Genomic DNA, 26,093 nt, shown 5'->3' on the forward strand with positions numbered 1-26,093 from the left:
TACGTATATTATTGATGTTTTTTTAAAAATAAATACGTATTCTTGTTGCGGTATTCATAAAAATCAAAACAAATATTTATAATGAAACAATATGACAAAGAAGCAAGAGTGACCTTGGTCGGAGCTGGTCCAGGCTCTGCAGACCTTATATCTGTAAGGGGTTTAAGGGCTTTGAAGCAAGCAGATGTTGTTTTGTACGATGCGTTGACGGATGTTGCTCTGTTGGATGAAGTTGCTGATGGTGTTCCGAAAATATACGTAGGTAAACGATGTGGAAAGCATAGCTTTGTTCAGGATCAAATCAATTCAATGATTGTGGAAAATGCATTCACATACGGCCATGTAGTGCGACTAAAGGGAGGGGATTCTTTTGTATTTGGTAGGGGGTCGGAAGAACTTGAATATGTTGAATCTTTTGGAATTCCCGTAGCTGTTGTGCCAGGGGTTTCCAGTGCCATAGCTGTGCCTGCAAGTCAAGGAATACCTGTAACCAAAAGAGGGGTGAGCGAAAGTTTTTGGGTGGTGACCGCAACAACAAAAGAAGGGGGGCTCTCCAGGGACTTTCAATTGGCCGCTCAATCTTCCGCAACACTGGTCATTTTGATGGGAGTCCGTAAATTGGTAGACATAGCTAAGGAAATAGGGAGGTATAGAGAAGGTCACACGCCGCTTGCCATTGTTCAAAATGGAACTTTGCCAAACGAGAATTGTATCACGGGCACATTAAATGATGCTGTCCATATGTCCAGCGAATTGGATTTATCATGCCCTGGAATCATTATTGTGGGCGATGTGGTGGCTGACCATCCTTCATTTTTTGAAGATGCCATCCAAAGAGTGGTAGGTATGGAGCTTTGAACCCATACCTTAATATAGTATGGATTACATTGTTTTCAATGTTTATTTTCAAATTATCAGTAACACAAGGCTCAATTTTAAAATGTCACAATATGACAGGGGTCCTTTGTGTTATCTCGTAAAAATACGTAGGAAATCGTTATATAATTTAATTAATACGTATAAATACTTAGTTTTGATTGTCTAATCAATTAATCTAAGTATTATGAAAGCCACACGATTAAATCTATTGAACCTTAAAAGTATTCCCATTAGAACGTTTTGGATATCCGCCATAGCCTTCTTCATTTGTTTTTTTGCATGGTTTGGAATTGTTCCATTTATGCCGGATGTAGTAAAAGATTTAGGGCTCACACCAGCCCAAAAATGGAACTCTATAATTCTGGCGGTTACAGGTACTGTTTTTGCCCGATTGCTAATCGGTAAATTGTGCGACAGATTTGGTCCGAGACTGTGTTACACTTGGTTACTGATTATCGGGTCGATACCCGTGATTTTAATTGGTTTGGTACAAACACCGCTTCAATTTCTTCTTTGTAGATTTTTAATTGGATTCATTGGTGCTTCTTTTGTGATTACCCAATTCCATACATCCATAATGTTTGCTCCCAATATCGTAGGTACAGCCAATGCCACATCCGCAGGATGGGGAAATCTTGGTGGTGGTGCCAACAGATTGGGAATGCCCTTAATTGCTGCAGCTGTGGTAAGTTTTGGTGTTGCCGATGAAGTTGCATGGCGTTACTCCATGGTTATTGCTGGAATAGTATGTTTTTTAATGGGGCTTGTGTACTACTTCTTTACCCAGGATACCCCAGAGGGCAATTTTGCAGAATTGCGGAAAACAGGAAACATGCCGGTTTTGAAGAAGGATAAAGTATCTTTTGTAAGCACCTTGAAAGATTACCGCGTTTGGATATTGTTCTTGGTGTATGCTGCTTGTTTTGGTATGGAGCTTACCGTTTATGGAACCATGGACGATTATTTGCAAAACACCTTTGGCTTGGATAGGATTACGGCAGGAAACATTGTTTTGTCCTTTGCCCTGATGAATATTTTTGCCCGTACCTTGGGCGGCTTTTTCGGTGATCGTTTCGGAAAGTTAAAAGGTCTTCGTGGAAGAGTATTGTTCCTGACTTTTATTTTGATGGCCGAAGGCGTTATGCTCTCCGTATTCTCATTGACCACAAGTCTTGCGGTTGGAATCATCTTTTTGGTGGCTTTTAGTCTTACGGTGCAAATGGCAGAGGGCGCTACATTTTCGGTTGTTCCCTTTATCAATAAAAAAGCCATTGGTTCCATCTCGGGAATCGTTGGGGCAGGGGGTAATGTTGGTGCATTTTTGGCCGCATTGTTCCTAAAATCCAAATCTGCCGTTGCGGAAACCACGGCGATAAAGGCCAACGCTGCCTTTGGGGAAGAAGCGGTAAAGGCCGCACAAGCTGCCGCTGCCTCGAGTGCTGTGTCAAGCGGATACTTTATTATTGGGGTTTTTGTGGTCGTAGCTGCCATCAGTGCGTTTGCCATCAAGTTTTCTACGGCTGATGAAGAGGCCGTACTTCAAGAGATGGAAGGTAAAATGGCCTTGTCAACAGTGGAAAACTAGACTTCATTGTTTTCTTAATAATTCAACCAAATAGTAAACAACATGAAATTTATCAATAAGAAAGGGTTCTTGGTGTGCCTATGTTTTTTGGGGATGCATCTTTCATTTGCGCAGTTTGTTGTAGATGGACAGTTTCGACCTAGAACGGAATATAGAAATGGCTTTGGCAGTTTGATTTCCGATGCCTCCGACCCTGGTTTTGCAACTGCTACACGGGTTCGCTTGAATACGGGCTACCAAAACGAAACTTATAAGTTTTATCTAAGTCTCCAAGATGTTTTGGTCTGGGGGGAAAACCGCCAGTTACGGCCCGATGATGAGAACAATTCCTTTGCCGTTTTTGAAGCATGGGCACAACTTGAGCTTGGTTCCGGTTGGTCCACAAAATTGGGGAGGCAGGTACTTTCCTATGATGATCAGCGTATTTTGGGCGAAGTGGATTGGACGCAGCAGGCCAGAAACCACGATGCGGCTCTGATACGATATTCCAAAGTTAATTTTGTCATCGATGCTGCCTTTGCCTTTAATCAGGATTATGACAATCCTAGCGGCTTTCAGTCCGAAAGCAATGTGTACAATACAAAGGGCTTTTTCAGTTACAAGACCATGCAGATGCTTTATCTAAACCAAAAATGGGAAAGTTTTGCAGCAAGCTTGTTGTTGCTCAACAATGGGTTTCAAAATTTTGATGGAAATGATGCAGCAAACGGACTGAGCAATTTACAGACCTTGGGTACACATCTTACCTATAAAAACGGAAGTTTTGGACTGACCGCAAACGCATTTCTCCAAACAGGGGAAAGACGAGGGGAGTTGCAAGTGAAAGGGGCTTACCTGATAGGGTTGGATGCCAGCTACAAAGCTTCAAATGCAATTGGTTTGGGGGCTGGATTTGAAATCATAAGTGGAAATGATGGACAAACAGCGGGAGAAACAGGAGCTTTTTTTCCGTTGTATGGCACCAATCACAAATTCAATGGTTTTATGGATTACTTCTATGTGGGCAACCATGCTAATTCCATAGGATTGTTCGATATCCATGTCAGCACCAATATAAAATTAGGAGAAAAATCTAGCCTCTTGGCCAAGGTTTTAAATTTTAGGGGAGAGCAAGACCTGCCCAGTGGTGAAAACTTTTTGGGAACCGAGGTGGATTTAGTGTTCGCCCAAAAGTTTAAGGGGTATGCACTAAAAATCGGGTATTCACACTTGTTTCCATCAGATGGGATGTACGAACTCAAAGGCGTGGCCGAGAGTGATGCCGCCAGTACCCAAAATTGGGCATGGGCCATGCTGATCATAAAACCCAAGTTGTTTTCTTCGGACAAATGAAAATAAAATATTGAGTTGGTCAGATGATTGGGCTGTTCAGTTTCAAATGGGATGGCCCTTTTTTATGTCCTACGTATTTCAATAATTCGATTATTTTTGTGCAATGCAAGATTCTGAACAGCAACAAACCATTACCATAGTATTGGCAGATGACCACTCTTTGGTTCGGGATGGCATACGCGCTTTATTGGAAGAGGAACCTGATTTGGATGTAATCGGAGAAGTTTCCAATGGATTGGATGCCCTTAAAATGGTCAGTGAGAAATCCCCGGATATTCTGATCATTGATATTCGCATGCCCGAATTGGGCGGTATCGAGACCGTTGAACGTTTGAATGCCAAGGGCGAATCCAAAACCAAATCCATTATTCTTTCCATGCACGATTCGGAGGAATACATTCTTAAATCGGTACAGGCCGGGGCCAATGGTTACCTTTTAAAGGATACGGGCAAAACTGAGTTTGTCAAGGCAATTCACATGGTTCAAGAAGGCGGGAAATATTTTAGCGGGGATATTTCCAATGTTTTGGTCAATAATCTCTTCGGTCCGGACAAAAAGACAAAGCCAGCTTCAAAGGATAGGAAAAACAACCCGTTCGATCTTACCAACAAGGAGCTTCAGGTGTTGGAACTTATTTTGGCAGGGTACACAAACAAGGAAATTTCGGAAAAGCTGCAGAACAGTAAACGTACTATCGAGACCCATCGTTTCAACCTGATGAAGAAGATGGAAGTGAAAAACTTGATAGATCTTTCCAAAAAGGCAAACAAATACAATTTAGTCTAGGTTCCATTTTTTCAACATTTTGCCGTGATTTTTATCATTCTCTCGATTTAGAGCATCACTTTTATTAAATTATCACTACGTATTTATACGTAAATTTTTAATTTTCAACATCGAAAAAATACGGTGTTGCCAGAATGCAGAAAAAAGACACACATAAAACTATTTGCTCGTATTGCGGAGTGGGGTGCGGCATCGAGGTATCCAAAGATGTCAAGGGCATATTGTCCGTTAAAGGGGATGAGGATTATCCCGTTAACAAGGGGATGCTCTGCACCAAGGGAAAAACTTTGAATTACGTGGCCCAAGATACCAAGGATAGAATACTTTATCCAGAAATGCGATGGAGTAGAAACCATCCCATGCAACGGGTTACTTGGGATATTGCCTTTAAAAGGGCAACTGCCGTTTTTGGAAGTATCATGGAAAAATATGGCCCGGACAGTGTTGGGCTGTATGTGTCGGGGCAATGTCTTACCGAAGAATATTATTTGGCCAATAAACTGACCAAGGGCTTTTTGGGAACTAATAATATTGACACTAACTCCAGGCTTTGCATGAGTTCTGCCGTAGTCGGCTACAAGAAGACCGTGGGCAACGATGCCGTTCCCATTGCTTATGCCGATATAGAACTGGCAGATTGTTTTTTGATCGCAGGGGCCAATCCGGCATGGTGCCACCCCATTTTGTTCCGCCGTATTGAAAAGCATAAGGAACAAAACCCAAAGGTTAAACTGATTGTAGTAGACCCACGTAAGACACAGACATGTGCCTTGGCAGACCTGCACTTACAAATTTTACCGGGCACCGATGTCATTCTTTTCAATGCCATGGCTAGATGGCTCATCGAAAAAAAGAAAATCGACAAGGCGTTCATCAAGAAACATACCTCCAATTTTGAAGCCTGTAAACAGATGGCCTTTGAACTTTCCATTCGTCAGGCAGCGGAAAAATGTGGCATTACGGCCAATGAAATACGAACGGCAGCCAAAATGATAGCCGATGCGAAAGGGTTCATCAGTATGTGGACCATGGGGCTGAACCAAAGCGTGATCGGGGTCGACAAAAATGTATCGCTATTAAATCTTTCCTTATTGACGGGACAGATTGGAAAACCGGGTTCCGGTCCTTTTTCTTTAACAGGGCAACCCAATGCCATGGGGGGAAGAGAAGTAGGGGGGATGGCCAGTTTGTTGGCAGCCCATCGGGATTTGGGAAATCCCAGACACAGGAAAGAAGTCCAGCAATTTTGGGGAGGAAAAGAAATTAAAGGAGAACCTGGATTTACGGCAACGGAAATGTTCGATGCCTTGGAGTCTGGAAAAATGAAGGCCGTTTGGATTATTTGTACCAATCCAGTTGTGAGTATGCCCAATGCCAAAAAAATAGAGAAAGCGCTGGAAAAGGCCAATTTTGTTATTGTTCAGGATATTTCCCATAATTCGGAGACCACAAAATATGCCGACTTATTATTGCCCGCGGCAGGTTGGTTGGAAAAAGAAGGCACTATGACCAATTCCGAACGCAGGATAAGTTATTTGCCCAAGGTAATCGACGCTCCAGGTGAAGCCTTGCCCGATGCGGAGATCCTGTGGAGGTTTGCCCAAGAAATGGGATATGGTGGCTTTGACTATAACAATGTGTCGGAAGTGTATGATGAATACTGTTTGATGACCAAGGGAACCAATATCGATATTTCGGGATTATCGCATAACCGACTTAAAAAAGAAGGGAGCTTTCAATGGCCCGTTCCTTCTCCAGAACACAAAGGGACACCACGGCTTTTTCAAGACCAAAAATATTTCACTGCAAATGGGAAAGTACATTTCAATGCACCCAGAAACCTGTACAACAAATCAGAAGTCACAACAACGGACTTTCCATTGGTGCTCAATACCGGAAGGATCAGGGATCAATGGCATACTCGCACAAAAACGGGAAAAGTAAAACGATTATTGACCCATATCCCATCTCCTTTCCTTGAAATGAACAAAGTGGATGCCTATGTGCGGAACCTTAAGGAAGGCGATATTGCCGTTGTTAAGAGCAGGCGGGGCAATGTAAGGGTCAAGGTCAAGATCAATTACGATATTCGTGAACGGGTGGTCTTTCTTCCCATGCACTGGGGCAAAATCCTTAACAGTGATTTTAGTCGGGCCAACAACCTTACCAATAATATTGTAGACCCCGTATCCAAGGAACCCGACTTTAAATATTGTGCCGTTCAGGTTGAAAAATATAAGAAGCCCCAGCAAAAAATAGTTGTTGTTGGAGCTGGGGCCGCAGCTTACCGTTTTATCCAAACCTATCGGGAAAAGAACAGAACGGATGAAATCCATGTGTTTTCCAAAGAGGAGTACCCTTTTTACAACCGTGTCTTGTTACCGGAATATGTGAACGAAGAACTGTCTTGGGAAGCCCTTCAAAAATTGAAACAAGGCGAACTGGGGAAACTCAAAGTGAAGCTGTACCCCAATAATGGTATCCAAGGCATCAATGCTAAAGCAAAGACTGTTACGGACGAGTTGGGCGAGGTACATGATTACGATCTTATGGTGATGGCCACTGGAAGTCGGGCTTTTGTACCCAATGAAGTGCGTATGGATCTTCCGGGAAGATTTACGATGCGGGAAAGGGGGGATGCAGACCGCCTCAAAAACTATCTATCCAAAACAGGGCTTCCTGCAGACGAACAGCATGTGGTGATCGTGGGAGGAGGTTTGCTAGGCCTTGAACTCGCTGCTGCCCTGAAAAAAATCAATATCAACATCAGCATAATACAACGCGCCCCAAGATTAATGGAACGCCAGTTGGACCCTGTTTCCAGTAAATTATTGGCCGAAGATGTTTCAGAAAGGGGAATTCAATTGTTTTTTGACAATGAGGTAAGCACCATTTTTGAGGAAGAGGAATCTCAATATACTTTGATGGTCAATCTAAAGACAGGTAGGACGCTACGTTGTAATGCCATTGTTTATGCTATTGGAACCCGGCCCAACATATCCTTGGCCACAAAAGCCGGTCTTGAAACGAGAAGGGGCGTACTGGTGGATGCCTACCTTAAGACAAGTGACCCATCCATTTTTGCATTGGGCGAAATCGCTGAGTTCGAAAATGCACTCTACGGCATTACCTCGGCGGCCGAACAACAAGCTGATGTGGCCGCAAATTATATTTTGGGCGATTTGGGAAGTATGTACAGCGGTTCGGTATTGATGAATATTTTAAAATTTGAGAATCTTGATCTCTGTAGTATCGGAATGGTAAATGCTCCAAAAAACGACCCTTCCTACGAAGAGATTTTACTGATGGATGTAAGCAAAAGGTTCTACAAAAAATGTATCGTAAAGGACGATACGCTCAAAGGAGCCATCCTGATGGGGGATAAGAACGAGTTTGCAGAATTCAAGCGGCTTATTGAAGAGGAAATAGAGCTCTCTGAAAAAAGAGAGGAATTGCTACGGGGTACATCAACAATGGAACCGCTCAAAGGAAGTCTGGTGTGTTCTTGTAGCCAAGTGGGCGATGGTAATATAAAAGATGCCATTACAGGTGGTTGCACGGATTTTGCACAGCTCTGTTCCCAAACTGGTGCCGGATTGGGTTGTGGAAGCTGTAAGCCCGAAGTTCAGGCAATATTGAATGGACAACTGAAAACAACAATGGTTTAAGGCTATGAACGATGATTTGCACAGGATATTGATGAAAGGAGGCATCACTTCTCCCGGAGAACTCAAAGATAGTATTGCCATGTTAGAGGCCGCAGGGCTATCGGAAGTTTATTTTGGCTCAAGGCAGGATTTGCTTTTTCCGTTGGACAATAACAAAAAGCGCCCTTTGGAAAAGACCTCGAAATACAAGATGGATATTGTTGCCGATAGATCTTACCAAAATATTGTTTGTTCTTATGTATCGGCAGATATCTTTGATGGCACCCATTGGCTCAAAGGTTCCACCTACCTGTATCTTTTGGAACAGTTTGATTTTATGCCAAGGTTAAAGATCAATATTACCGATCCAAAACAACGCTTGGTGCCTATTTTCAGTGGAAACCTCAATTTTGTGGCATCCGAAGACGAAGATTATTGGTATTTGAACATCCTGCTGCCGCATTGGAAGAAAAGTGCTTACTATCCTGTATTGATCTACAGCTGGGACATGGTTTCGGTATGTAGGGCCATAGAAGAAGTTTACCCGGCCATGGACAATGTGGATCAACTCTTTGCCATACTGAACCAGAAATTGCAGACCCATAACAACAGGACCATAAAAAAGGAACTTCAAATTCCTTTTGTTACATTTCCCTACTACGAGGGAATGAACCGAATGGGGTTGGACCAATTTTGGTTGGGGCTATATTGGCGCAACAACCGCTATGATCTTCAATTTTTAAAGGAATTTTGCGGATTTTGTCTGGACAACAGCATAGGTAAAATATGCATCACGCCTTGGAAATCGTTCATAGTAAAGGGAATTTCTAAGGAGAGCCGCCCTGAGCTGGAAAGGTTCCTTGGGCAAAGGGGAATCAATGTTCGGCACTCGCAATTGGAAATGAACTGGCATTTGCCCGTGGATGACCAGGAAGCATTGGAACTTAAACAGTATTTGGTAAACAATTTTGACCAGAACGACATCAGTACTTATGGGCTTACCTTTGGTATTAGTAAAGATGTGGGAAAACAGTCCCATTTTTCATCCATTGTCATTGAGAAGAACCCACCAACCCAGATTGGATTGGATTATAAAGTAAGACCAACGTACAATGTTTGTTACTTTAAAGACTTTGACCCCAACACAAGACACTATTTAATCTATGCCCGAGATGTGGACAAAAAGGAATTGCCCAACCTCTTGATCGAGTTGAGCAGAGAATATTTCCAGCAACTTGGACAAGAGAAAACCGCACCAACAAAGAAAACAGCAAAAAAGGAACAAGTAAAACACAAGGTTCATCAATGCCCAAACTGCTTAACGGTGTATGATAGTGAAACGGGAGATGCCCAAAACGGTATAGAGCCCCATACAAAGTTTGAGGATTTGCCCGAAGCTTATATATGTCCTGTTTGTGGTTCTGAAAAAGATGTTTTTGAACCTGTAGAGCTGCTTTTAGGTTAATCTAGGCGCTTAAGGAAAATAGTATCGAGAATTGATTTCAATACTTAAAACCCTTGTTCTCGATATCCTCCCAAAGGCGGACAGGCTTTTTCCAAGGAAAAAATCAAACTGACGATTATTTTGTTATTATCATTCAAAAACAGGCATTCTTTAATGGGTTTATTCCTGAATCAGGAAAAAATACATTAAATTTTACACATAAATTTAACAACTAAACAAACTGTAATGAAATTAAAAACAATGCTCCTAGCAACCTTGGTCTGTTCAGGGTTGAGCTCAATATATGCACAAACTGAAGTTGTTACCGGAGAAAATGTTGCGGTCACCGACACCGAATCCGGAAAAGTCCGCGGATTTATCCAAAATGGAATTTACACCTATAAAGGAATTCCCTACGCAACGGCAGAACGTTTTATGCCAGCAACAAAAGTGGAACCTTGGGAAGGAGTGAGAAGCTCGACCATGTATGGTCCCGTGGCACCTTTAATGACTCCCACTACACAGGTTCAAGATGAACCTGAATTTGTTTTTGACCACGATTGGGGCTATACCAGCGAAGATTGCCTGCGTATCAATATTTGGACCCCAAGTATTGATGATGGCAAAAAAAGACCAGTGCTTTTTTGGATTCACGGTGGGGGATATACGGCAGGTTCCAGTCAAGAGCTTCCTTCTTACCATGGCGAAAACTTAAGTGCTAAGGGAGATGTTGTCGTGGTTTCCATCAATCACAGGCTCAATATTCTCGGCTTTTTGGACTTATCCGCCTATGGTGATAAGTACAAGGAATCGGCCAATAACAGTATGTTGGACATTGTTGCAGCTTTGGAATGGGTAAAAACCAATATTTCCAATTTTGGCGGTGACCCTAACAACGTTACCATTTTTGGTCAGTCCGGGGGAGGAGCCAAAGTAAATACATTGATGGCTATGCCCAGAGCCAAGGGATTGTTTCATAAAGCAATTAACCAAAGTGGGTCGTTCAGGGGCAGTTTGTCCAAAAAGGAAACCACAAGAGCCATTGCAGCTGAGGTGTTGCAGCAACTTTCGTTATCCGAAGACCAAGTGGATAGTCTTCAAACCATACCGTTCGATAAATTAAGCGCAGCGGGAACTGCAGCCTTGCAAAAAGTAGCCGAGCAAATGAATGCCAAAGGCATTGTTCCTGTGGGATTGAGCCTCAATTGGGGGCCAAGTATGGATGGGAATGTTCTTCCCCACGATTTAATGTCTGACGAAGCATTCGAACTTTCCAAAGATATTCCCTTGATGTTGGGAACCACAAAAAATGAATTTACACCATTTATGAACGGACGTTTTTTCCAAGCATCCGAAGAAGAAGTGATGGCTCATATTAAGGAGACGTACAAAGACAAGGCAGATGATTATGTGGCAGCTGTAAAGAAAGCATATCCTAACGATACCAGACCGTCCGACCTGTTGGACATAGATGCCACATTTAGGCCAGGGGCCGTTTTCCAGGCCAATAAAAAGTCAGAATTAAATAGCGGGGCACCCGTTTATATGTTTATGTTCACATGGCAATCCCCTGTTTTTGATGGGAAGTATAAAGCCCTGCATTGCATGGAACTTCCTTTTGTTTTTGATAATATTGAACGTGCCCGACAAATGACAGGTGGTGGACAGGAAGCCCATGTACTTGCCAATAAAATGAGCAGTGCCTGGATCAATTTTGCTAAAACAGGAAATCCGAACCACAAAGGGTTACCACAGTGGCCTGAATATACCCCGGAGCGTACACCTACCATGTTTTTTGACAATACTTGTGAGGTAAAACCACAGCACGACAAAGAGTTTTTGGCCCTGATGGCGGAGATGTAAAAGCAATCCAAGTGTTGAGAGGATCGATCTGCTCAAATACATTAAAAATACCTGCAAGCATGGATATTGGTCCATGCTTGTTTTTTATTACTCTACAGAAGATGCTTTTCGGACTTCGGCACTTTCATTGATCTCCACCATAATCTCCGCGAATAGTTCGGCCGATTTTATTCGGTCTTCAACACTGTACATTATGGATGAAACCATTAGTTCGTCAACCTGTGTTTCGCCAATAAAGCCCTGAACCTGTTTTTTTACCGTTTCCTTGCTACCTACAAAAGAATATCGCGTCATTTGCATAATGGCAGGGTGCTGTCGTACTTCCTGTAAACCCGTGCTCATTTCGGTAGGAGGTTCAATAAACTCGCTTTGGGTTCCCGACAAAATATTGATGACCATTCTTAAGGCCGATGTATACAAACTTTCCGCTTCCTCATCGGTATCGGCTATGATTACGTTGATACCTGCAATAACATAAGGTTCTTGTAATGCTTCCGAAGGTTGAAACTGCTCCCTATAAATTTCTAGGGCATTGAAGAGTTGGGCCGTTGCAAAATGACTGGCAAAGGCATAGGGCAATCCTTTTTGGGCGGCCAATCGAGCACTGCTGGTACTTGAACCAAGAATGTAGATGGGCACATCAACCCCTTCGGCCAAGGTTACCCTAACTTTGGATGTTTTGTTGTCGGTTGAAAAATAGTTCTGAATTTTTTCAATATCGCTAGGAAAGGAATGTGTAGCCTCAATAAACCCTGGATTAATGGCACGTGCCGTTTGTTGGTCGGTGCCCGGTGCCCTGCCCAAACCTAGATCAATACGGTTCGGGAACAAATTCCCCAAGGTTCCGAATTTTTCGGCAACAACAAAAGGGGAGTGGTTGGGCAACATTACCCCACCCGAACCTACACGTAAAGTAGAGGTGTGCTGGGCCACATGGCCAATTAAAATTTCGGGGGCACTACTGGTAATGGCGGGCATGTTGTGGTGTTCTGCAAACCACATACGCTCATAACCCAAAGCCTCGGCTTTTTGGGCAAGGGCTACCGTGTTTTTATAAACTTGGTTAATAGAGCTTCCTTTAGGAAGAACGGCCAGTTCCAGAATAGAGTACGCTATTTTTTTTGAATTCATATATTTATATGTATCGATGTATTGTCGAAATAAAAATTAAAGTTTTTTGAGGGCTTTCAAGTAGTTTTCCATCACACTTTTGTTGAGTGAATAAAAATAGAACCGTCCCTCTTTTTGAGGTTCTATCAATTCGGCATCGACCAATTTTTTTATATGATGGCTTACCGATGGTTGTGATAGATGTAGTGATGCAGTGATGGTACTACATTCAAGTTTGTCATCACAGCATTGGATTGCTTGAAGAATCTTCAAACGATTGACATCGCTCAAAGCCTTTGATATTTTCTCTACTTGTTTAAGGTTCAAAACAATTACATATTGAAACATGTAAATATATCAATAAATATAATTGTGACAATGGCGGAGGGTGTAATTATGGACAAAACACCTCTTTTGGGAAGGAGACAGTAGGATATCCAAAGCATGGTGAAACAATCCGATGTACCATTGAAAAGTCCCTAATGCCTCCAATACCTTCCAAAAGAAACTTGGGAATTTAGACCAATTTCAAATTGATGGGATCCCAGGTCATTATTTTCTTGTCAAAATAACTGGTGTTACAGGCCAAGGCCGGAGCCGCTGCCCTAAAGCCAAATTCAGCATCTTCCACCACTTCTTTTCCAGACCTTATGGCATCAAAAAAATTGGTAAAATGGTCCAAATGGGCACTATAGCCTTCGGGCGCTTTGTAAATAACATCGCCTTTTGGATGTTTATTTTGTTGCGCCTTGGTCCATTTGGCATTGTAATCGGCCGTCATGCGGTCTTGCATTTCCTCTGGAAAGGTAAATACAGAGTCGTACCCACCAAAACCTGGGGCTTCGGGCATTTTGCTGTACCCCACGGTAATATCGTTTCCGTTTATGGTGATGGTACCTTCGGAACCTATCATTTGTATAATTTCCTGGCCTCCCGTACCGCTGATAAAGTTTACGCGCAGATTTAATTGAAACGCAGGGTGTTCCTCACTATCCGGGTATTGCATTACACCGGACATTACATCGGGCATGTTTCTACCATCTTTCCAATAACTAAATTGGCCTGTACTATAAATATCTTCCGGTCCTTTGGAATTCGTAATAAAATGGGTTCCGCTCAACAAATGGATATAAAGGTCGCCAGCTACACCTGTACCAAATTCCTTAAAAGCCCGCCACCAAAAGAATTTTTTGGCATCAAACTCCATTTTATCGGTTACCTCTATAAAAGTGTCCCAATCCGTGGTTTCCGCACTGGCGTCGTCAGGAATGGTATATTCCCATGCCCCGATGGAACTTTGTCGGTCCCAGGCCGCTTGCACCATGTTAAGGTCGCCGATTTCACCTGCGGCCAAAAGTTCTTTGGCCTTGGCATACCCAACACTACTTACTCTTTGACTACCTATCTGAACAACCTTACCGGATTTTTTGGCCGCTTTCATCATAGGGTAGCCCTCCTCAATTTTGTGCATCATGGGTTTTTCCAGATATACGTGTTTGCCTTTCGCAAGGGCATCCAATGTTATTTGGGCATGCCAAACATCGGTAGTACAAATTAGCACGGCGTCAATATCATCCCTGTCTAATAGATTTTTATAACTTCGGGTAACAAACAGGTCTTTTCCAAATTCTTCTTGGGCCCGGACCAACCTGCCTTTGTACAGGTCACAGATACCCGCAAGTTCAACCCCGGGAACTTGTAGCGCGGTGTTTAGGTCAAAATGCCCTTGTACCCCGTATCCGATTACTCCGATTCTTATTTTATCGTTGTTAGAAAATCCTTTTTCATATCGTAACATGCGCTCTTCTGCTTTTTTTTGTGCTGCAAAAGATGTGAATGGGGTGGCAGCAGAGGCCAAAGTAGTGGCTCCTATCTGTCGTAAAAATTTTCTTCTTTTGTTTGAATTGTTTTTCATCAATTGTTGATTTTATATATAGGTTTTAGTTTACTGAATAACTCACAAAGGCCAATTTTTTACTGTCCGGACTCCAAGAAGGCACATTGATGGTACCTTGGCCACCAAAGAAAACAGGGGTAATATCTTTTATGGCCTTCGTCTCAATGTTCATAAGCCTAAGTTTTACTTGTTTGCCGAACAAATGGTCTTGCTTTTGGTCGGAAGTGTAGGCGATATACGCAATCCATTTTCCATCGGGCGATGGATGTGGAAACCAATTGGAATTTTTATCAAAGGTCAACTGCTCTTGCTTTCTTCCATTGGCAAGCATCCGCCAAATCTGCATGTGTCCAGATTTATAGGAGTTGTAATAAATATATTTTCCATCGGGCGAATATTCAGGCCCATCGTCCAGCCCTTCGGCCATGGTCAACCTTTTTTCTTTTCCATCATTCACACTGATGGTATACACATCGTAATTACCGTTTCGTTCTGCGCAATAAGCCAATCGTTTTCCGTTGGGAGACCAACCGTGCCAGTAGGATGGCACTTTGGAAGTTACTTTTCTAGGTTTTCCACCTTCAACAGGCATCACATAGATAGCGGATTTATAAGGTTTGGGCGAGGGATCGGTCACATCGTTGTGGCTAATGGCCAGCCATTTGCTATCAGCGGAAATCCCGTGGTCGTTGTTGCTCTGGTCAATAAAATCGGTATCCAACACCTCCAAATCCTTGGTTTCCAAGTCCAAAGTGTACAGTTTTCCCTTACTGTTTACGATCAAATAATTGTTGGGATGCCAGTTTGGGGCCTCAAAATGTTCGTTTATGGCAAGTACGGTCTCAATACTGCCCGTTTCAATATCCACTGTTTGTATGTAGCTGGTGGTATCAATTTTATTTTCTGGTGGATGATCGTAAAAATGGATGGATTGTGCCACCAGTTTCCAATGGGCATCAAACTTTTCCAAAAAACGAAATTCAGTGGATAGGCTTTCTTTGCCATAAGTATCCACGGAAACCTCATCATGCGTTACCCAAGCTGTATTGCCACCAATTTTCATTTTATGGTTGCTATGAAAAGCAAAACCACCATTCCCGATCATATCGGATGGAGGATCTATGATGGACTCTATTGGAATATCAATGGTGCGCCCATCCGCGGTAGATACCATAAAGCGACTGTAAGGCCGTTTTTCCCAGTATTTCGCATGAGCTTCTTTGTCGCCCATTCGCCAAGTAAGCCCTTCATTTTCCAAAAGTTTGATGATAGCAAGTGAATCTTGCTGCTGGGAATACAGGGAGAAACTGCATAGTGCCCCCAGAAAGAACAGGAAATATTTTTGAAACAACCCTTGTGTGCTGCCAAAAGTATACTCCTGAAGTACATAAAATGACTTCATGATGTTTAGTTTAGTTTTGTGTGCTCGATAAATATACACTTTGCGCACAAAAAATTTAGAGCATTGGCCCTAAAACCTCCCAAACATTTTCAGCCACTAATTTTTGTCCCTCAACGGTGGGATGGATGCCATCCCCCTGATTGAGCTCGGGAATTCCAGCTACGTTTTCCAATAAAAAAGGAATCAATGTTATGTTTTCCGAAGATGCCAACTCTGGAAAAAGGCTCTCAAATTTTGAAGTGTAATCGGGGCCCATGTTCGGTGGAATCTTCATTCCCGCAAGAATGATCTTGGCATTGGGTAATTTGCTTTGGACGGTGTCCACCATGCTTTGAAGATTCGATTCCGTTTCCCTAAGCGGGACACCCCGCAGCCCATCATTGGCACCCAATTCTATGATAATGATGTCGATATCGTCTTGCAAAACCCATTCCAACCTATTTTTTCCGCTTGCCGTGGTTTCTCCACTGAGCCCGGCATTGATTACGGTATAGTCCAACCCCAAAGAGTCTATTTTTTGTTGGATAAGCGCGGGAAAGGCCTGACTGACCTCCAACCCATAGCCGGCGGTTAGACTATCACCAAAAAACAAGATTTTTTTATTGGAATCGGGGGTCTCGGTTACGGTTGTTTCTTGGGGTGGAGAGGTCTTCTCGGCATCCCTTTTAGCGTTCTTTTCCCCACAACCAAGGAGTAGTAGCGATAAAAAATAACAAAACATTAACGGTAATGGGAAGCTCGGGGTTTTCTTGGTCATGATCTATTTTAGTATTTTGAGAATTTTTAACCTAAAATGTGGTATGTCAAAGATATTAAAAGTTCAACACCTCTCTAAAACCTATCGAAGTGGGGAACACGACCTCAATGTACTCAACAATGTTTCATTTGAAGTGGGAAGTGGAGAAAGTTTTGCGATTGTCGGCCCATCGGGCAGTGGAAAAACCACCTTGTTGGGACTCTGTGCGGGATTGGATACCACGGATGAAGGCGAGATTTGGCTTTGCGGCCAAAATTTGTTTGAACTTGATGAAGACGGAAGGGCACGATTACGAAATCAAAATGTAGGTTTTGTTTTTCAGGACTTTCAATTGCTCCCTACATTGACCGCTTTGGAAAATGTGATTGTTCCCTTGGAACTTCGAGGTGTTAAAAAAGCCGCGGATCTGGGGAAGGAACTTTTGACCAAGGTTGGATTGCAGGATAGGGAAGGCCATTATCCGTCCCAATTATCGGGCGGGGAGCAACAGCGTGTTGCATTGGCGCGTGCCTTTGCCAACAAACCTGCCATACTTTTTGCCGATGAGCCCACAGGAAACCTAGACGATGAAACAGGTACCAAAATAGAAGATTTGCTTTTTGAACTCAACAAAGAGCAGGGCACCGCACTTGTAATCGTGACCCATGATCTGGAGCTGGCCAAAAAAACAGATAAAAGTATTCGCCTAAGATCGGGTAAAATCGAGGAAACCGTTGGTTAATATGGGGAAGCACAACACTGGATTTTCTTGGTTGCTAAAAATGGCATGGCGCGATGGCAAGGCAAGTTATGGTAAACTATTATTGTTTGTATTCTCTATAACCTTGGGCGTGGCCGCTGTGGTCAGTGTCCAGTCATTTAGTGGATTGTTAAAAGAGAACATTGCTAAACAGTCCAAAGCACTTTTGGGTGCGGATTACCTTATAGAAAGTGATAAGCCCGTCAACGATAAAGTAATGGGCATTATGGATTCTTTGGGTGGAGCGGATGCGCGCGAGATCAATTTTCTTTCCATGGCAGCCTTTCCGGGAAATAATGGTACCAAGCTCATGGAGGTTAGGGGAGTGGAAGGCGGTTTTCCATTTTATGGAGAATTGGAAACCACGCCCGTTTCAGCGGTAAACGATTTTAGAAACCGTGGGGCATTGGTGGATGCCACTACCATGCTTCAGCTCAACCTAAAGGTTGGCGACAGTATAAAGTTGGGGGCAGTTACCCTTCCCATAGCAGGGGAATTGGAAACAGTTCCCGGCAGTACCTCGGTTTTTGGGGCGATTGCACCACCTGTTTTGATTCCTTTTCAATTTATTGAATCAACAGAGCTGGTACAAACAGGTAGTCGGGTTGAGTACAAATATTATTTCACGGCCGATGAAGGCCAAGATATGGCCGTCTTGGGCGAAAAAGTGGAACCCATACTGGATGCCGAAGAAGCCGATTTGGACACCCACCTATCCGAAGCTCGACGCTTGGGACGCCGTTACGAAAATTTTGGAAAATTCCTCAATCTGGTCGGTTTTATTGCATTGCTTTTGGGGTGCGTAGGTATTGCCAGTGGCATGGGGATTTATGTCCAAATGAAGATAAAATCCATTGCCGTGCTCAAATGTTTGGGGGCTTCAAAACGGCAGAGTTACCTTATCTTCTTTGTTCAAATAGCCTGTATGGGAATCTTGGGCGGATTGCTGGGAACAGCCATTGGTTATTCGCTCCAACAATTGTTTCCCATCTTATTGGGCGATTTATTGCCCGTGGATGTTGATATTGTCCTATCGCTTCAAAGTGTATTGCTGGGACTTTCCTTGGGATTGGCGATGTCCGTGCTCTTTGCCCTTTATCCTTTAATGAAAACTTTGTATGTTTCGCCTTTGCAGGCCTTGCGTGTGGTCCAGGAAACGAAATCCCGATCAAAGCGGGCCACCACGGCAGTTGGTTTGGGCATTGTGTTGTTTGTATTCAGTTTTTCGTTTTGGTTGCTCGGCGACTTCATGCGCTCCTTGTTTTTTGTTGGAGGGCTTTTGGTCGTCTTTTTGATTTTGACGGCAGTAGCCCGATTCTTTATGGCCATGTTGAAAAAGTTTTTCCCGTATTCGTGGAGTTTTATTGCCCGCCAGAGTTTGAAGAATTTATTCAGGCCCCAAAACCAAACCTTGGTATTGGTATTGGCCATTGGCATCGGAACTTTTTTGATAAGCACCCTGTACTTTACAAAGGATATGCTGTTGGAGAAAGCAGCCATTGAGGATAGTGCCAACAGTGCCAACATGATTTTGATGGACATTCAGAACCAACAAGTAGACGGGGTTTCCAATACGATCAAGGCTTCAGGTTATCCTGTGATTGATAAAATTCCGATTGTGACCATGCGGGTGGAAACCCTTAATGGAAGACATGTGGAAGCTATCAGGAAAGATACCACATCGCAAGTGAGCAGATGGATTTTGAACCATGAGTTTAGGGTGACCTATCGGGACAGCTTAATCGATTCCGAACGTATTTTGGAAGGGGGCTGGGTAAGCAGCGTAGATGCCGATTCCGATGTTCCCATCTCTGTGAGCAGTGATTTTGCTGATAGGGCTAAAGTAACTATTGGGGATGCCGTTACATTTAATGTACAGGGCAGGATTATGAACACGGTGGTACAGAGCATAAGGGAAGTAGATTGGAGCAGGTTACAACCTAATTTCTCCATAGTTTTTCCATCGGGAGTACTCGAAAATGCCCCACAGTTTGGAGTAATGACCACCAGGACCGCCGATGATAAAGGCTCTGCCCAACTCCAGCAACAATTGGTACGCGATTTCCCCAATGTTTCCATTTTGGATTTAAAACGAATCCTAAGTCTGTTGGAAGATATTTTGGGGAAAATCGGATGGGTCATCAACTTTATGGCCTTCTTTAGCATATTTGTCGGGGTTGCAGTGCTTATGGGAGCCATTTACAGCAGCAAGCACCAACGTGTAAAACAAGGGGCCTTGCTCCGGACCTTGGGGGCCCAAAGCTCCCAAATTTTAAAAATGATCGCCATTGAGTACGCCGTCCTCGGGTTTTTGGGGGCTTTTATGGGGGTGTTGCTCGCTGTTTTAGGAAGTACCTTGTTGGCCTATATGTTGTTTGAAACCACTTTTACTCTTTCATGGGTGCCGTTCTTTGTGATACTTCCCGCCATTACCCTATTGGTTTTTGCCTTGGGTGTGGGAAATAGTATAAGTATTGTAAGGAACTCTCCGCTTTCCGTTTTAAAGAAGGAAAAGGAGTAGTGAACCCATATGGTTATCTTAACCATTATCCATATACCAACCTTGTGGGATAATGATTACAGCAACAACCATTGAGAGAGTTGGAGTTGAAAAGAAAGCTGCTAAAAATCCCAACCTTAAACAAATTGGGGAATTTTTCCTATGGGCGGAACCCTTAAATCCGTTCAAAACCTGCTTTTTGGGGCAATTTTTGTTGTTGACGGGGTCTGTACGGTTGTTTGAATGTTTTTTTTTTCAAACCATCTTGAAATTCACTTAATTAAAGTGGTGGTGTTTTTTGTTAAACTTAGTTTATCAAATCAAGACAATGGGAAAAAACAAAACAGAGGGGTATTATTTATACATCAAAAACAGACAGAGCTTCACAGTTTTGTTCCTTTTTTCTTTTTTTGGATTGCTCTATTTCAATTGCTCTCCCAAATATGCAGACCTATCACCTCCAATTGATGATTTTCAAGAGTTTACAGCAAGTGGGGATTCCTTGGTCACTGATAAGTGGTGGGAAGTTTTTAATGACGATAAATTAAACATACTGATAGATAGCGCAATGCAGTCCAATTTAAACTTGGCTGCCACTTGGCAACAATTTTTGTCGACCAGGGCCACGGTCAGGTCCCAAGCCTCCAATAAATGGCCAGCCATTGAAGCGTCGGCACAGACGGCAAGAACCCTTCCAGAACCGGATTTCGTTGGTGGTGAGAATACACAGTTGGGATTTTTGTCCAGTTACGAACTCGATTTATGGGGTCGTATCGGTACTGCCGTAAACGCAGAAAAATTTAGGTCAGAAGCCAGCTATTTCGACTACCAGACCCTTTCCTTGTCACTCTCTGCCGAAATTGCCACTACTTGGTATCAATTGCAGGCCGCTAAAAGACAATTGCAGATAACCGAAGACCAGATCAAAACCAACGAAGCCATCATTAAACTGATACGTTCTCGTTTTGTGGGTGGTCAACTACGGGCGGTAGATATTTTACGGCAAGCCCAGTTACTGGAAAGCACCAAGGAACAGAAGATAATTTTTGAAACCAATATTCAACTTTTAAAAAACCAATTGGCCGTACTTTTGGGTAAACAACCTCAAGAAGGAATTGTCTTGGATGGGGCTACAATGCCCACTGTCCCCGAATTGCCAAAAACGGGCCTGCCCTTGGAATTGGTTCGCAGAAGACCTGATTTAAAACAATCCTTTGCAACCTTGTTGGCCGCGGACAGGGATATGGCCTCAGCGGTCCAAAGTAAATATCCACGAATTACTTTGAGCGGTCGCGGACAGCTTCGTTCCAATAATTTTGATAACCTTTTTGATAATTGGGCGTATTCGTTGGCAGGTAATATTTTGGCACCACTATTTTATGGAGGACAATTAAAGGCCGAGGTTGATAGGGCCACAGCAATCAAAAAGCAACGATTATACGAGTATGGGCAGGCTACTTTGGTTGCTTTTAGAGAAGTTGAAGATGCCTTGACCCAAGATATGAAGCAAGCAGAACGATTGGACAATATTGCCAGACAACTGGAATTGGCCGAAAAAAGCAACAAGCAATTACGGGTCGAGTTTTTAAATGGCTTCAGTCCATACCTCGATGTGCTTTTGGGCCTGGACCAAGAACAACAATTGCGAAGAGATTATGTTGCTGCCCAATTGCAGCACGTGCAAATAAGGATAGCCTTGTACCGGGCATTGGCAGGAGGATTTGATACGGGAAGAAATTTGGTTGATCAAAAAAATAAAAGGGACGAATTCTATGAGCAATAAAAAATTAATGTTGATTTGTTTGGCCATTCTCTTGGGGGGAATATTGGTAACAACACTCATATTTTCCACCGAACCTGAAGCACAACAGGAAGGGGCCACCATCGAGACCGCTATTTTGGTGGATGTAGTCTCGGTGGAGAAAGGTACTTTTGCCCCGACCATTGTGGCAACAGGTATTGTGCAACCCGTGGAGGATGTAATTTTAAGTCCTTTGGTTTCGGGGCAGATCATTCGTCGGGATCCAGCATTCACTCCCGGTGGTTTTGTAAAAAAGGGAGAAGTACTGCTGCAGATAGACCCTTCGGACTATCAAAACACATTGGAGCTCCGAAAAAGCGAACTTTTGCAATCCGAAACTACCTTGGCCACCGAAATGGGACGTCAGCAGATAGCCGAACAAGACCTTCAACTTATAAACAACGATTCCCTTTTCGGGGACAACCCACTTTCCGATAACGAAACACAGTTGGTTCTGCGTAAGCCACAATTAAATGCGGTCAAGGCCACCATTGAAGCTGCACGAGCCTCCTTGAACCAAGCACAATTGAATTTGGAGCGAACCACCATCCGTGCACCTTTCGATGCCCATATTTTGAGCCAGAATGTCACTGTGGGGAGCCAAGTGGCGCAAGGGGATAATCTGGGTAGGATCGTTGGGACCGATAGTTATTGGGTAACGGCAACTGTTCCAATTTCCCGACTGCAATGGTTAAAGTTTCCCGAATCGGACTCTGAAAGAGGGTCTTTGGTCCATATTGAAAACCCATCGGCATGGACAAAAGGCGCCCACCGTGAAGGGTATTTGAACGGACAGATCGGTGCTTTGGACGCCCAGACCCGACTGGCCAGGGTTTTGGTTCGGGTAGAAGACCCTTTGGCAACATCAAAAGAATTGAAAGGCGCCCCCAAGTTGATGATCGGGGCTTTTGTGGAAGTGAACATCGAGGCGGAACCCATTCCCGATGTCGTGCGCATCGATAGGGATCTGATCAGAAGCGATCAAACCGCATGGGTAATGAAAGATGGGCTTTTGGAAATACGGGAATTGGACATCATCCTTACCGATAATGAACACGCTTATATAAGGTCAGGCCTGGAACAGGGAGAAAAAGTGGTGGTCACAAACTTGAGCACGGTCACCAACGGGATAGAATTACGTACAGGAGGCAAGGAGACTTCGCAAGGGGAAAACGACTAAAAGTTGCTATGATGGAAGAAAAAGATCCGGACAGAAAAGTGAGAAAAGAAGGGGCCATAGGCTTTATGGCAAGAAATTCCATTGCCGCCAATTTATTGATGCTGATATTGTTGGGCGGGGGGATATTTACCATGTATACCATCCAAAAGGAAGTTTTTCCCGAATTCCAGCTCGACTTTGTGGATGTATCGGTAGCCTACCCGGGAGCCTCCCCTGCCGAAGTGGAACAAGGCGTGCTGCAGCCTGTTGAGGAAGCCGTGCGCGGTGTCCAGGGCATCAAGGAAATCGTTTCCCAGGCCAATGAGGGTTCTGGGGAAATCAGCATTGAACTGGTTGCCGGTTTTGAGCGTATGAAAGCCTTTCAGGATATTGATCAGGCCATCAACCGTATCCGAACATTTCCCGCCGATATCGAACGCCCCGAAGTAAGTTTAAGGTCACGACAGCGGGATGTGTTGCAAATCGGTCTATACGGGGAGACCGACATTTGGACCCTGCGGATACTCGCGGAGCGATTACGGACCATTTTGTTGAGCGATCCCGAAATTACGCAGGTAGAACTCAACAATGTCCCCGATTACGAGACCCGGATCGAAATTACAAGGAACAACCTTCAAAAATACAACCTTACCCTCGGGCAGGTAGCCGACATTATCCAGCAAAGTAGTAACGATGTGCCCGCAGGTGCGGTGCAGACCCAGAGCGGGGAAATTTTGTTGCGGATGAAAGAGCGTAAACAATGGGCCGAGGAATATGGAAACATCACCGTTGTAACGGCACCCTCCGGAGCCAAGGTAAGTCTCAGCGACATTGCTACCATTACCGATGGTTTTGAAGAAACCGGGTTTCACGGCCAATTCAATCAACAAAATTATGTGGGACTTCAGATTTTTAGGGCCGGTGACCAATCCCCTTTGGAAATTGAGGATGCCGTACTCAGTATCTTGGAGGACTTTAAGTTGCCTCCAGGAGTTAATCACCGTGTTGATAGCAATAGGGCATCCGATTATAGAGAGCGATTGTCCCTATTGACCGAGAACGGTATATTGGCCATTATTATCGTATTGTTGATCCTTACCTTGTTCTTGGAATACCGACTGGCCTTCTGGGTGATGATGGGCATGACCGTATCCTTTATCGGAGGGATTATTTTCCTGCCCCTGATCGGAATAAGCGTCAATATGATTTCCATGTTCGGGTTCTTGGTCGTACTGGGCATCGTGGTGGACGATGCCATTGTGGTAGGGGAAAATGTCTACGAATACCGTAAAAAGGGATTGAGCCCCTTAAAAGCGGCAATTGCAGGGACCAAAGATGTATCCAAACCTGTTATTTTCAGTATTACCACCACCATTATTGCCTTTGTACCCTTACTGTTTATGCCGGGCGAAACAGGTAAATTCTGGCAACCATTGCCTGCGGTCGTCATCGTGATATTGGCCGTATCCTTGTTGGAAGCATTGTTCATCCTGCCATCACACTTGGCTCATTTGAAGAAAGATCCAAGTAAGAACAAATGGGTGCATAAATTGGAGGGGTGGCAAAGTTCTTTCGCCAATACATTCAATGAATTTGTGGACAGGCGCTACCGTCCATTGCTGGATAAGTGCCTGAAACACCGCTACATTACATTGTGCAGTGCCTTGGCCCTTTTGTTGATCGTGGGCGGGTACGGGTATAGTGGCCATATGGGCATGATCATGATGCCCGAGGTAGCAGCGGATGAAATTGAGGCGGGGGTGCGTTTGCCCGTAGGTACCACACCGGACCAAGCGGCAAAGGTCGCACACGATATTTCCGATGCAACCCAAAGAATGTTTGAAGAACATAACCTATATGAAGTTGCCGAAGGCATCAAGACCAATGTAAGGGGACAGAACTTTATCGATGTGGAAATCGTGATGTTGCCACCCGATCAAAGGGATATTACTGCAGGGGAAGTCATTGAACTCTGGCGTGATAATATTGGGGATATTGAGGGCGTTGATCAAATTACTTTTGAGGCAGAGCGTGGACCTGGAGGGGCACGACAGGCCATAAGCATTGATTTGAGCCATCCCGATATTGAGGTGCTGGAAAAAGCCAGTGAGGCATTTGTGGAGCGTATGGAAGCTTTTTCCAATACCCGCGATGTTACTGACAACTACAACAATGGGAAGATGCAATATGATTTCAATCTGTTGCCACAGGGCAGAACCCTTGGGTTAACCTCCAATGATGTAGGGAGACAGGTAAGAAATGGCTTCTTTGGAGCCCTGGCGATGCGCCAGCTCAGAGGTATGGATGAGGTGGAAGTACGGGTAAAACTGCCCATGGAGGAACGAAAGGATATCAGAAACCTGGAAAACTTTCTCATTAGAACGCAGGATGGGGTAGAAGTACCCTTGATGGATGTTGTTGAGGTGAAACAGCGCGAAGCGTTTACCAGTATAAACCGAAGGGACGGCCGTAGAGTGGTCAACGTCGGAATGGACGTGGAACCCGCAAATACCGTAAATAGGGTCATCGCCAAAGTACAGGAAGAGACCTTGCCCCAGCTTAGGGCGGATTTTCCCGGAATAACATGGACCTTCGAAGGAAGTCAGGCTGATATGCGGGAAAGCACAAGTACGCTGCGTTCCGGTTTTGCCATTGCCATGTTGCTGATCTATGCCCTATTGGCCATTGCCTTTGGCAGCTATGTGCAACCCTTGATCGTGATGACGGCCATTCCCTTTGGAATTGTTGGAGCCGTTATCGGCCATATTTTGTTGGGCTACGATCTTTCCTTGGTGAGTCTTATGGGAGTTATAGCATTGTCCGGCGTGGTGGTCAATGATTCTTTAATCATGATTGACTATGCCAACAAACGCCGAAAAGAAGGACACCCTATCTACAAATCCATTCACGAAGCAGGGTTACGAAGATTCCGTCCCATTATTTTAACGACCATGACTACCTTTGGTGGGCTGGCCCCCATTATTTTGGAAACATCCAGTCAAGCCTTTTATTTGATTCCGATGGCCATTTCCTTGGGATTTGGTATTGTGTTCGCCACGGCGATCATCTTGGTGATCGTACCCTGTCTATATTTGGTTTTGGAAGATATAAGGCTGTCCATTCAAAAAGGAAGGACCGTCAAGGAGGTGGATGTTTCTGAAGGCACCGTTTCCTAATACCGGTTTCGGGCC

At 44.0% G+C, this 26,093-nt stretch carries 17 protein-coding genes; 12 read left to right on the forward strand and 5 right to left on the reverse strand.

Features of this window, described 5'->3' with window-relative positions:
- Positions 1–81 precede the first annotated feature (81 nt).
- From cobA to VM932_RS13080, 7 genes are all read left to right on the forward strand, one after another.
- On the forward strand, positions 82–858 hold the full coding sequence (cobA, locus tag VM932_RS13050) for a uroporphyrinogen-III C-methyltransferase (protein ID WP_326279196.1): 777 nt from the start codon (positions 82–84) through the stop codon (positions 856–858).
- A gap of 205 nt (positions 859–1,063) precedes the next feature.
- Positions 1,064–2,464: an MFS transporter gene (locus VM932_RS13055; protein WP_326279197.1), complete on the forward strand. Its 1,401-nt coding sequence runs from the start codon at positions 1,064–1,066 to the stop codon at positions 2,462–2,464.
- Positions 2,465–2,506: 42 nt separating this feature from the next.
- A complete protein-coding gene (locus VM932_RS13060) occupies positions 2,507–3,796 on the forward strand; it encodes an alginate export family protein (RefSeq protein WP_326279198.1) in 1,290 nt (429 codons plus the stop codon).
- A 103-nt stretch (positions 3,797–3,899) separates the two neighbouring features.
- Positions 3,900–4,583, forward strand: a complete 684-nt coding sequence (locus tag VM932_RS13065) for a response regulator transcription factor (protein WP_326279199.1) — start codon at positions 3,900–3,902, stop codon at positions 4,581–4,583.
- A 134-nt stretch (positions 4,584–4,717) separates the two neighbouring features.
- Positions 4,718–8,251, forward strand: coding sequence for a molybdopterin-dependent oxidoreductase (locus VM932_RS13070; protein WP_326279200.1), 3,534 nt, complete (start codon positions 4,718–4,720; stop codon positions 8,249–8,251).
- A 4-nt stretch (positions 8,252–8,255) separates the two neighbouring features.
- On the forward strand, positions 8,256–9,695 hold the full coding sequence (locus VM932_RS13075; protein WP_163626410.1) for a rubredoxin: 1,440 nt from the start codon (positions 8,256–8,258) through the stop codon (positions 9,693–9,695).
- 225 nt (positions 9,696–9,920) lie between these two features.
- The gene (locus tag VM932_RS13080) at positions 9,921–11,537 is read left to right on the forward strand and encodes a carboxylesterase/lipase family protein (RefSeq protein WP_326279201.1); all 1,617 of its coding nucleotides are present in this window, start codon (positions 9,921–9,923) and stop codon (positions 11,535–11,537) included.
- A gap of 87 nt (positions 11,538–11,624) precedes the next feature.
- On the opposite strand, the gene VM932_RS13085 is transcribed toward VM932_RS13080, so the two are convergent.
- The 5 genes from VM932_RS13085 to VM932_RS13105 all read right to left on the reverse strand — a co-directional run bounded on the left by VM932_RS13085 (position 11,625) and on the right by VM932_RS13105 (position 16,703).
- Positions 11,625–12,668 (reverse strand): LLM class flavin-dependent oxidoreductase, encoded by a 1,044-nt coding sequence (locus VM932_RS13085; RefSeq protein WP_326279202.1) that lies wholly within the window; start codon positions 12,666–12,668, stop codon positions 11,625–11,627.
- Positions 12,669–12,704: 36 nt separating this feature from the next.
- The gene (locus VM932_RS13090; RefSeq protein WP_326279203.1) at positions 12,705–12,995 is read right to left on the reverse strand and encodes an ArsR/SmtB family transcription factor; all 291 of its coding nucleotides are present in this window, start codon (positions 12,993–12,995) and stop codon (positions 12,705–12,707) included.
- Positions 12,996–13,164: 169 nt separating this feature from the next.
- Positions 13,165–14,562: a Gfo/Idh/MocA family protein gene (locus VM932_RS13095; RefSeq protein WP_326279204.1), complete on the reverse strand. Its 1,398-nt coding sequence runs from the start codon at positions 14,560–14,562 to the stop codon at positions 13,165–13,167.
- A 25-nt stretch (positions 14,563–14,587) separates the two neighbouring features.
- The gene (locus VM932_RS13100) at positions 14,588–15,946 is read right to left on the reverse strand and encodes a TolB family protein (RefSeq protein WP_326279205.1); all 1,359 of its coding nucleotides are present in this window, start codon (positions 15,944–15,946) and stop codon (positions 14,588–14,590) included.
- Positions 15,947–16,001: 55 nt separating this feature from the next.
- Positions 16,002–16,703, reverse strand: coding sequence for an arylesterase (locus tag VM932_RS13105; RefSeq protein WP_326279206.1), 702 nt, complete (start codon positions 16,701–16,703; stop codon positions 16,002–16,004).
- Between the two features lie 43 nt (positions 16,704–16,746).
- On the opposite strand from VM932_RS13105, the gene VM932_RS13110 reads away from it, so the two are divergent.
- The 5 genes from VM932_RS13110 to VM932_RS13130 all read left to right on the forward strand — a co-directional run bounded on the left by VM932_RS13110 (position 16,747) and on the right by VM932_RS13130 (position 26,078).
- Positions 16,747–17,424: an ABC transporter ATP-binding protein gene (locus VM932_RS13110; protein ID WP_293162391.1), complete on the forward strand. Its 678-nt coding sequence runs from the start codon at positions 16,747–16,749 to the stop codon at positions 17,422–17,424.
- A 1-nt stretch (position 17,425) separates the two neighbouring features.
- A complete protein-coding gene (locus VM932_RS13115; protein ID WP_326279207.1) occupies positions 17,426–19,963 on the forward strand; it encodes an ABC transporter permease in 2,538 nt (845 codons plus the stop codon).
- 307 nt (positions 19,964–20,270) lie between these two features.
- Positions 20,271–21,725, forward strand: a complete 1,455-nt coding sequence (locus VM932_RS13120) for an efflux transporter outer membrane subunit (RefSeq protein ID WP_326279208.1) — start codon at positions 20,271–20,273, stop codon at positions 21,723–21,725.
- Positions 21,715–22,923 (forward strand): efflux RND transporter periplasmic adaptor subunit, encoded by a 1,209-nt coding sequence (locus tag VM932_RS13125; RefSeq protein WP_326279209.1) that lies wholly within the window; start codon positions 21,715–21,717, stop codon positions 22,921–22,923. The genes VM932_RS13120 and VM932_RS13125 overlap by 11 nt, the downstream gene beginning before the upstream one ends.
- 8 nt (positions 22,924–22,931) lie before the next feature.
- Positions 22,932–26,078, forward strand: a complete 3,147-nt coding sequence (locus tag VM932_RS13130; protein WP_326279210.1) for an efflux RND transporter permease subunit — start codon at positions 22,932–22,934, stop codon at positions 26,076–26,078.
- The last annotated feature ends 15 nt before the right edge of the window (positions 26,079–26,093 follow it).

Origin of the sequence: Flagellimonas halotolerans, assembly GCF_035818535.1 — a bacterium.
Lineage (GTDB): Bacteria > Bacteroidota > Bacteroidia > Flavobacteriales > Flavobacteriaceae > Flagellimonas > Flagellimonas halotolerans.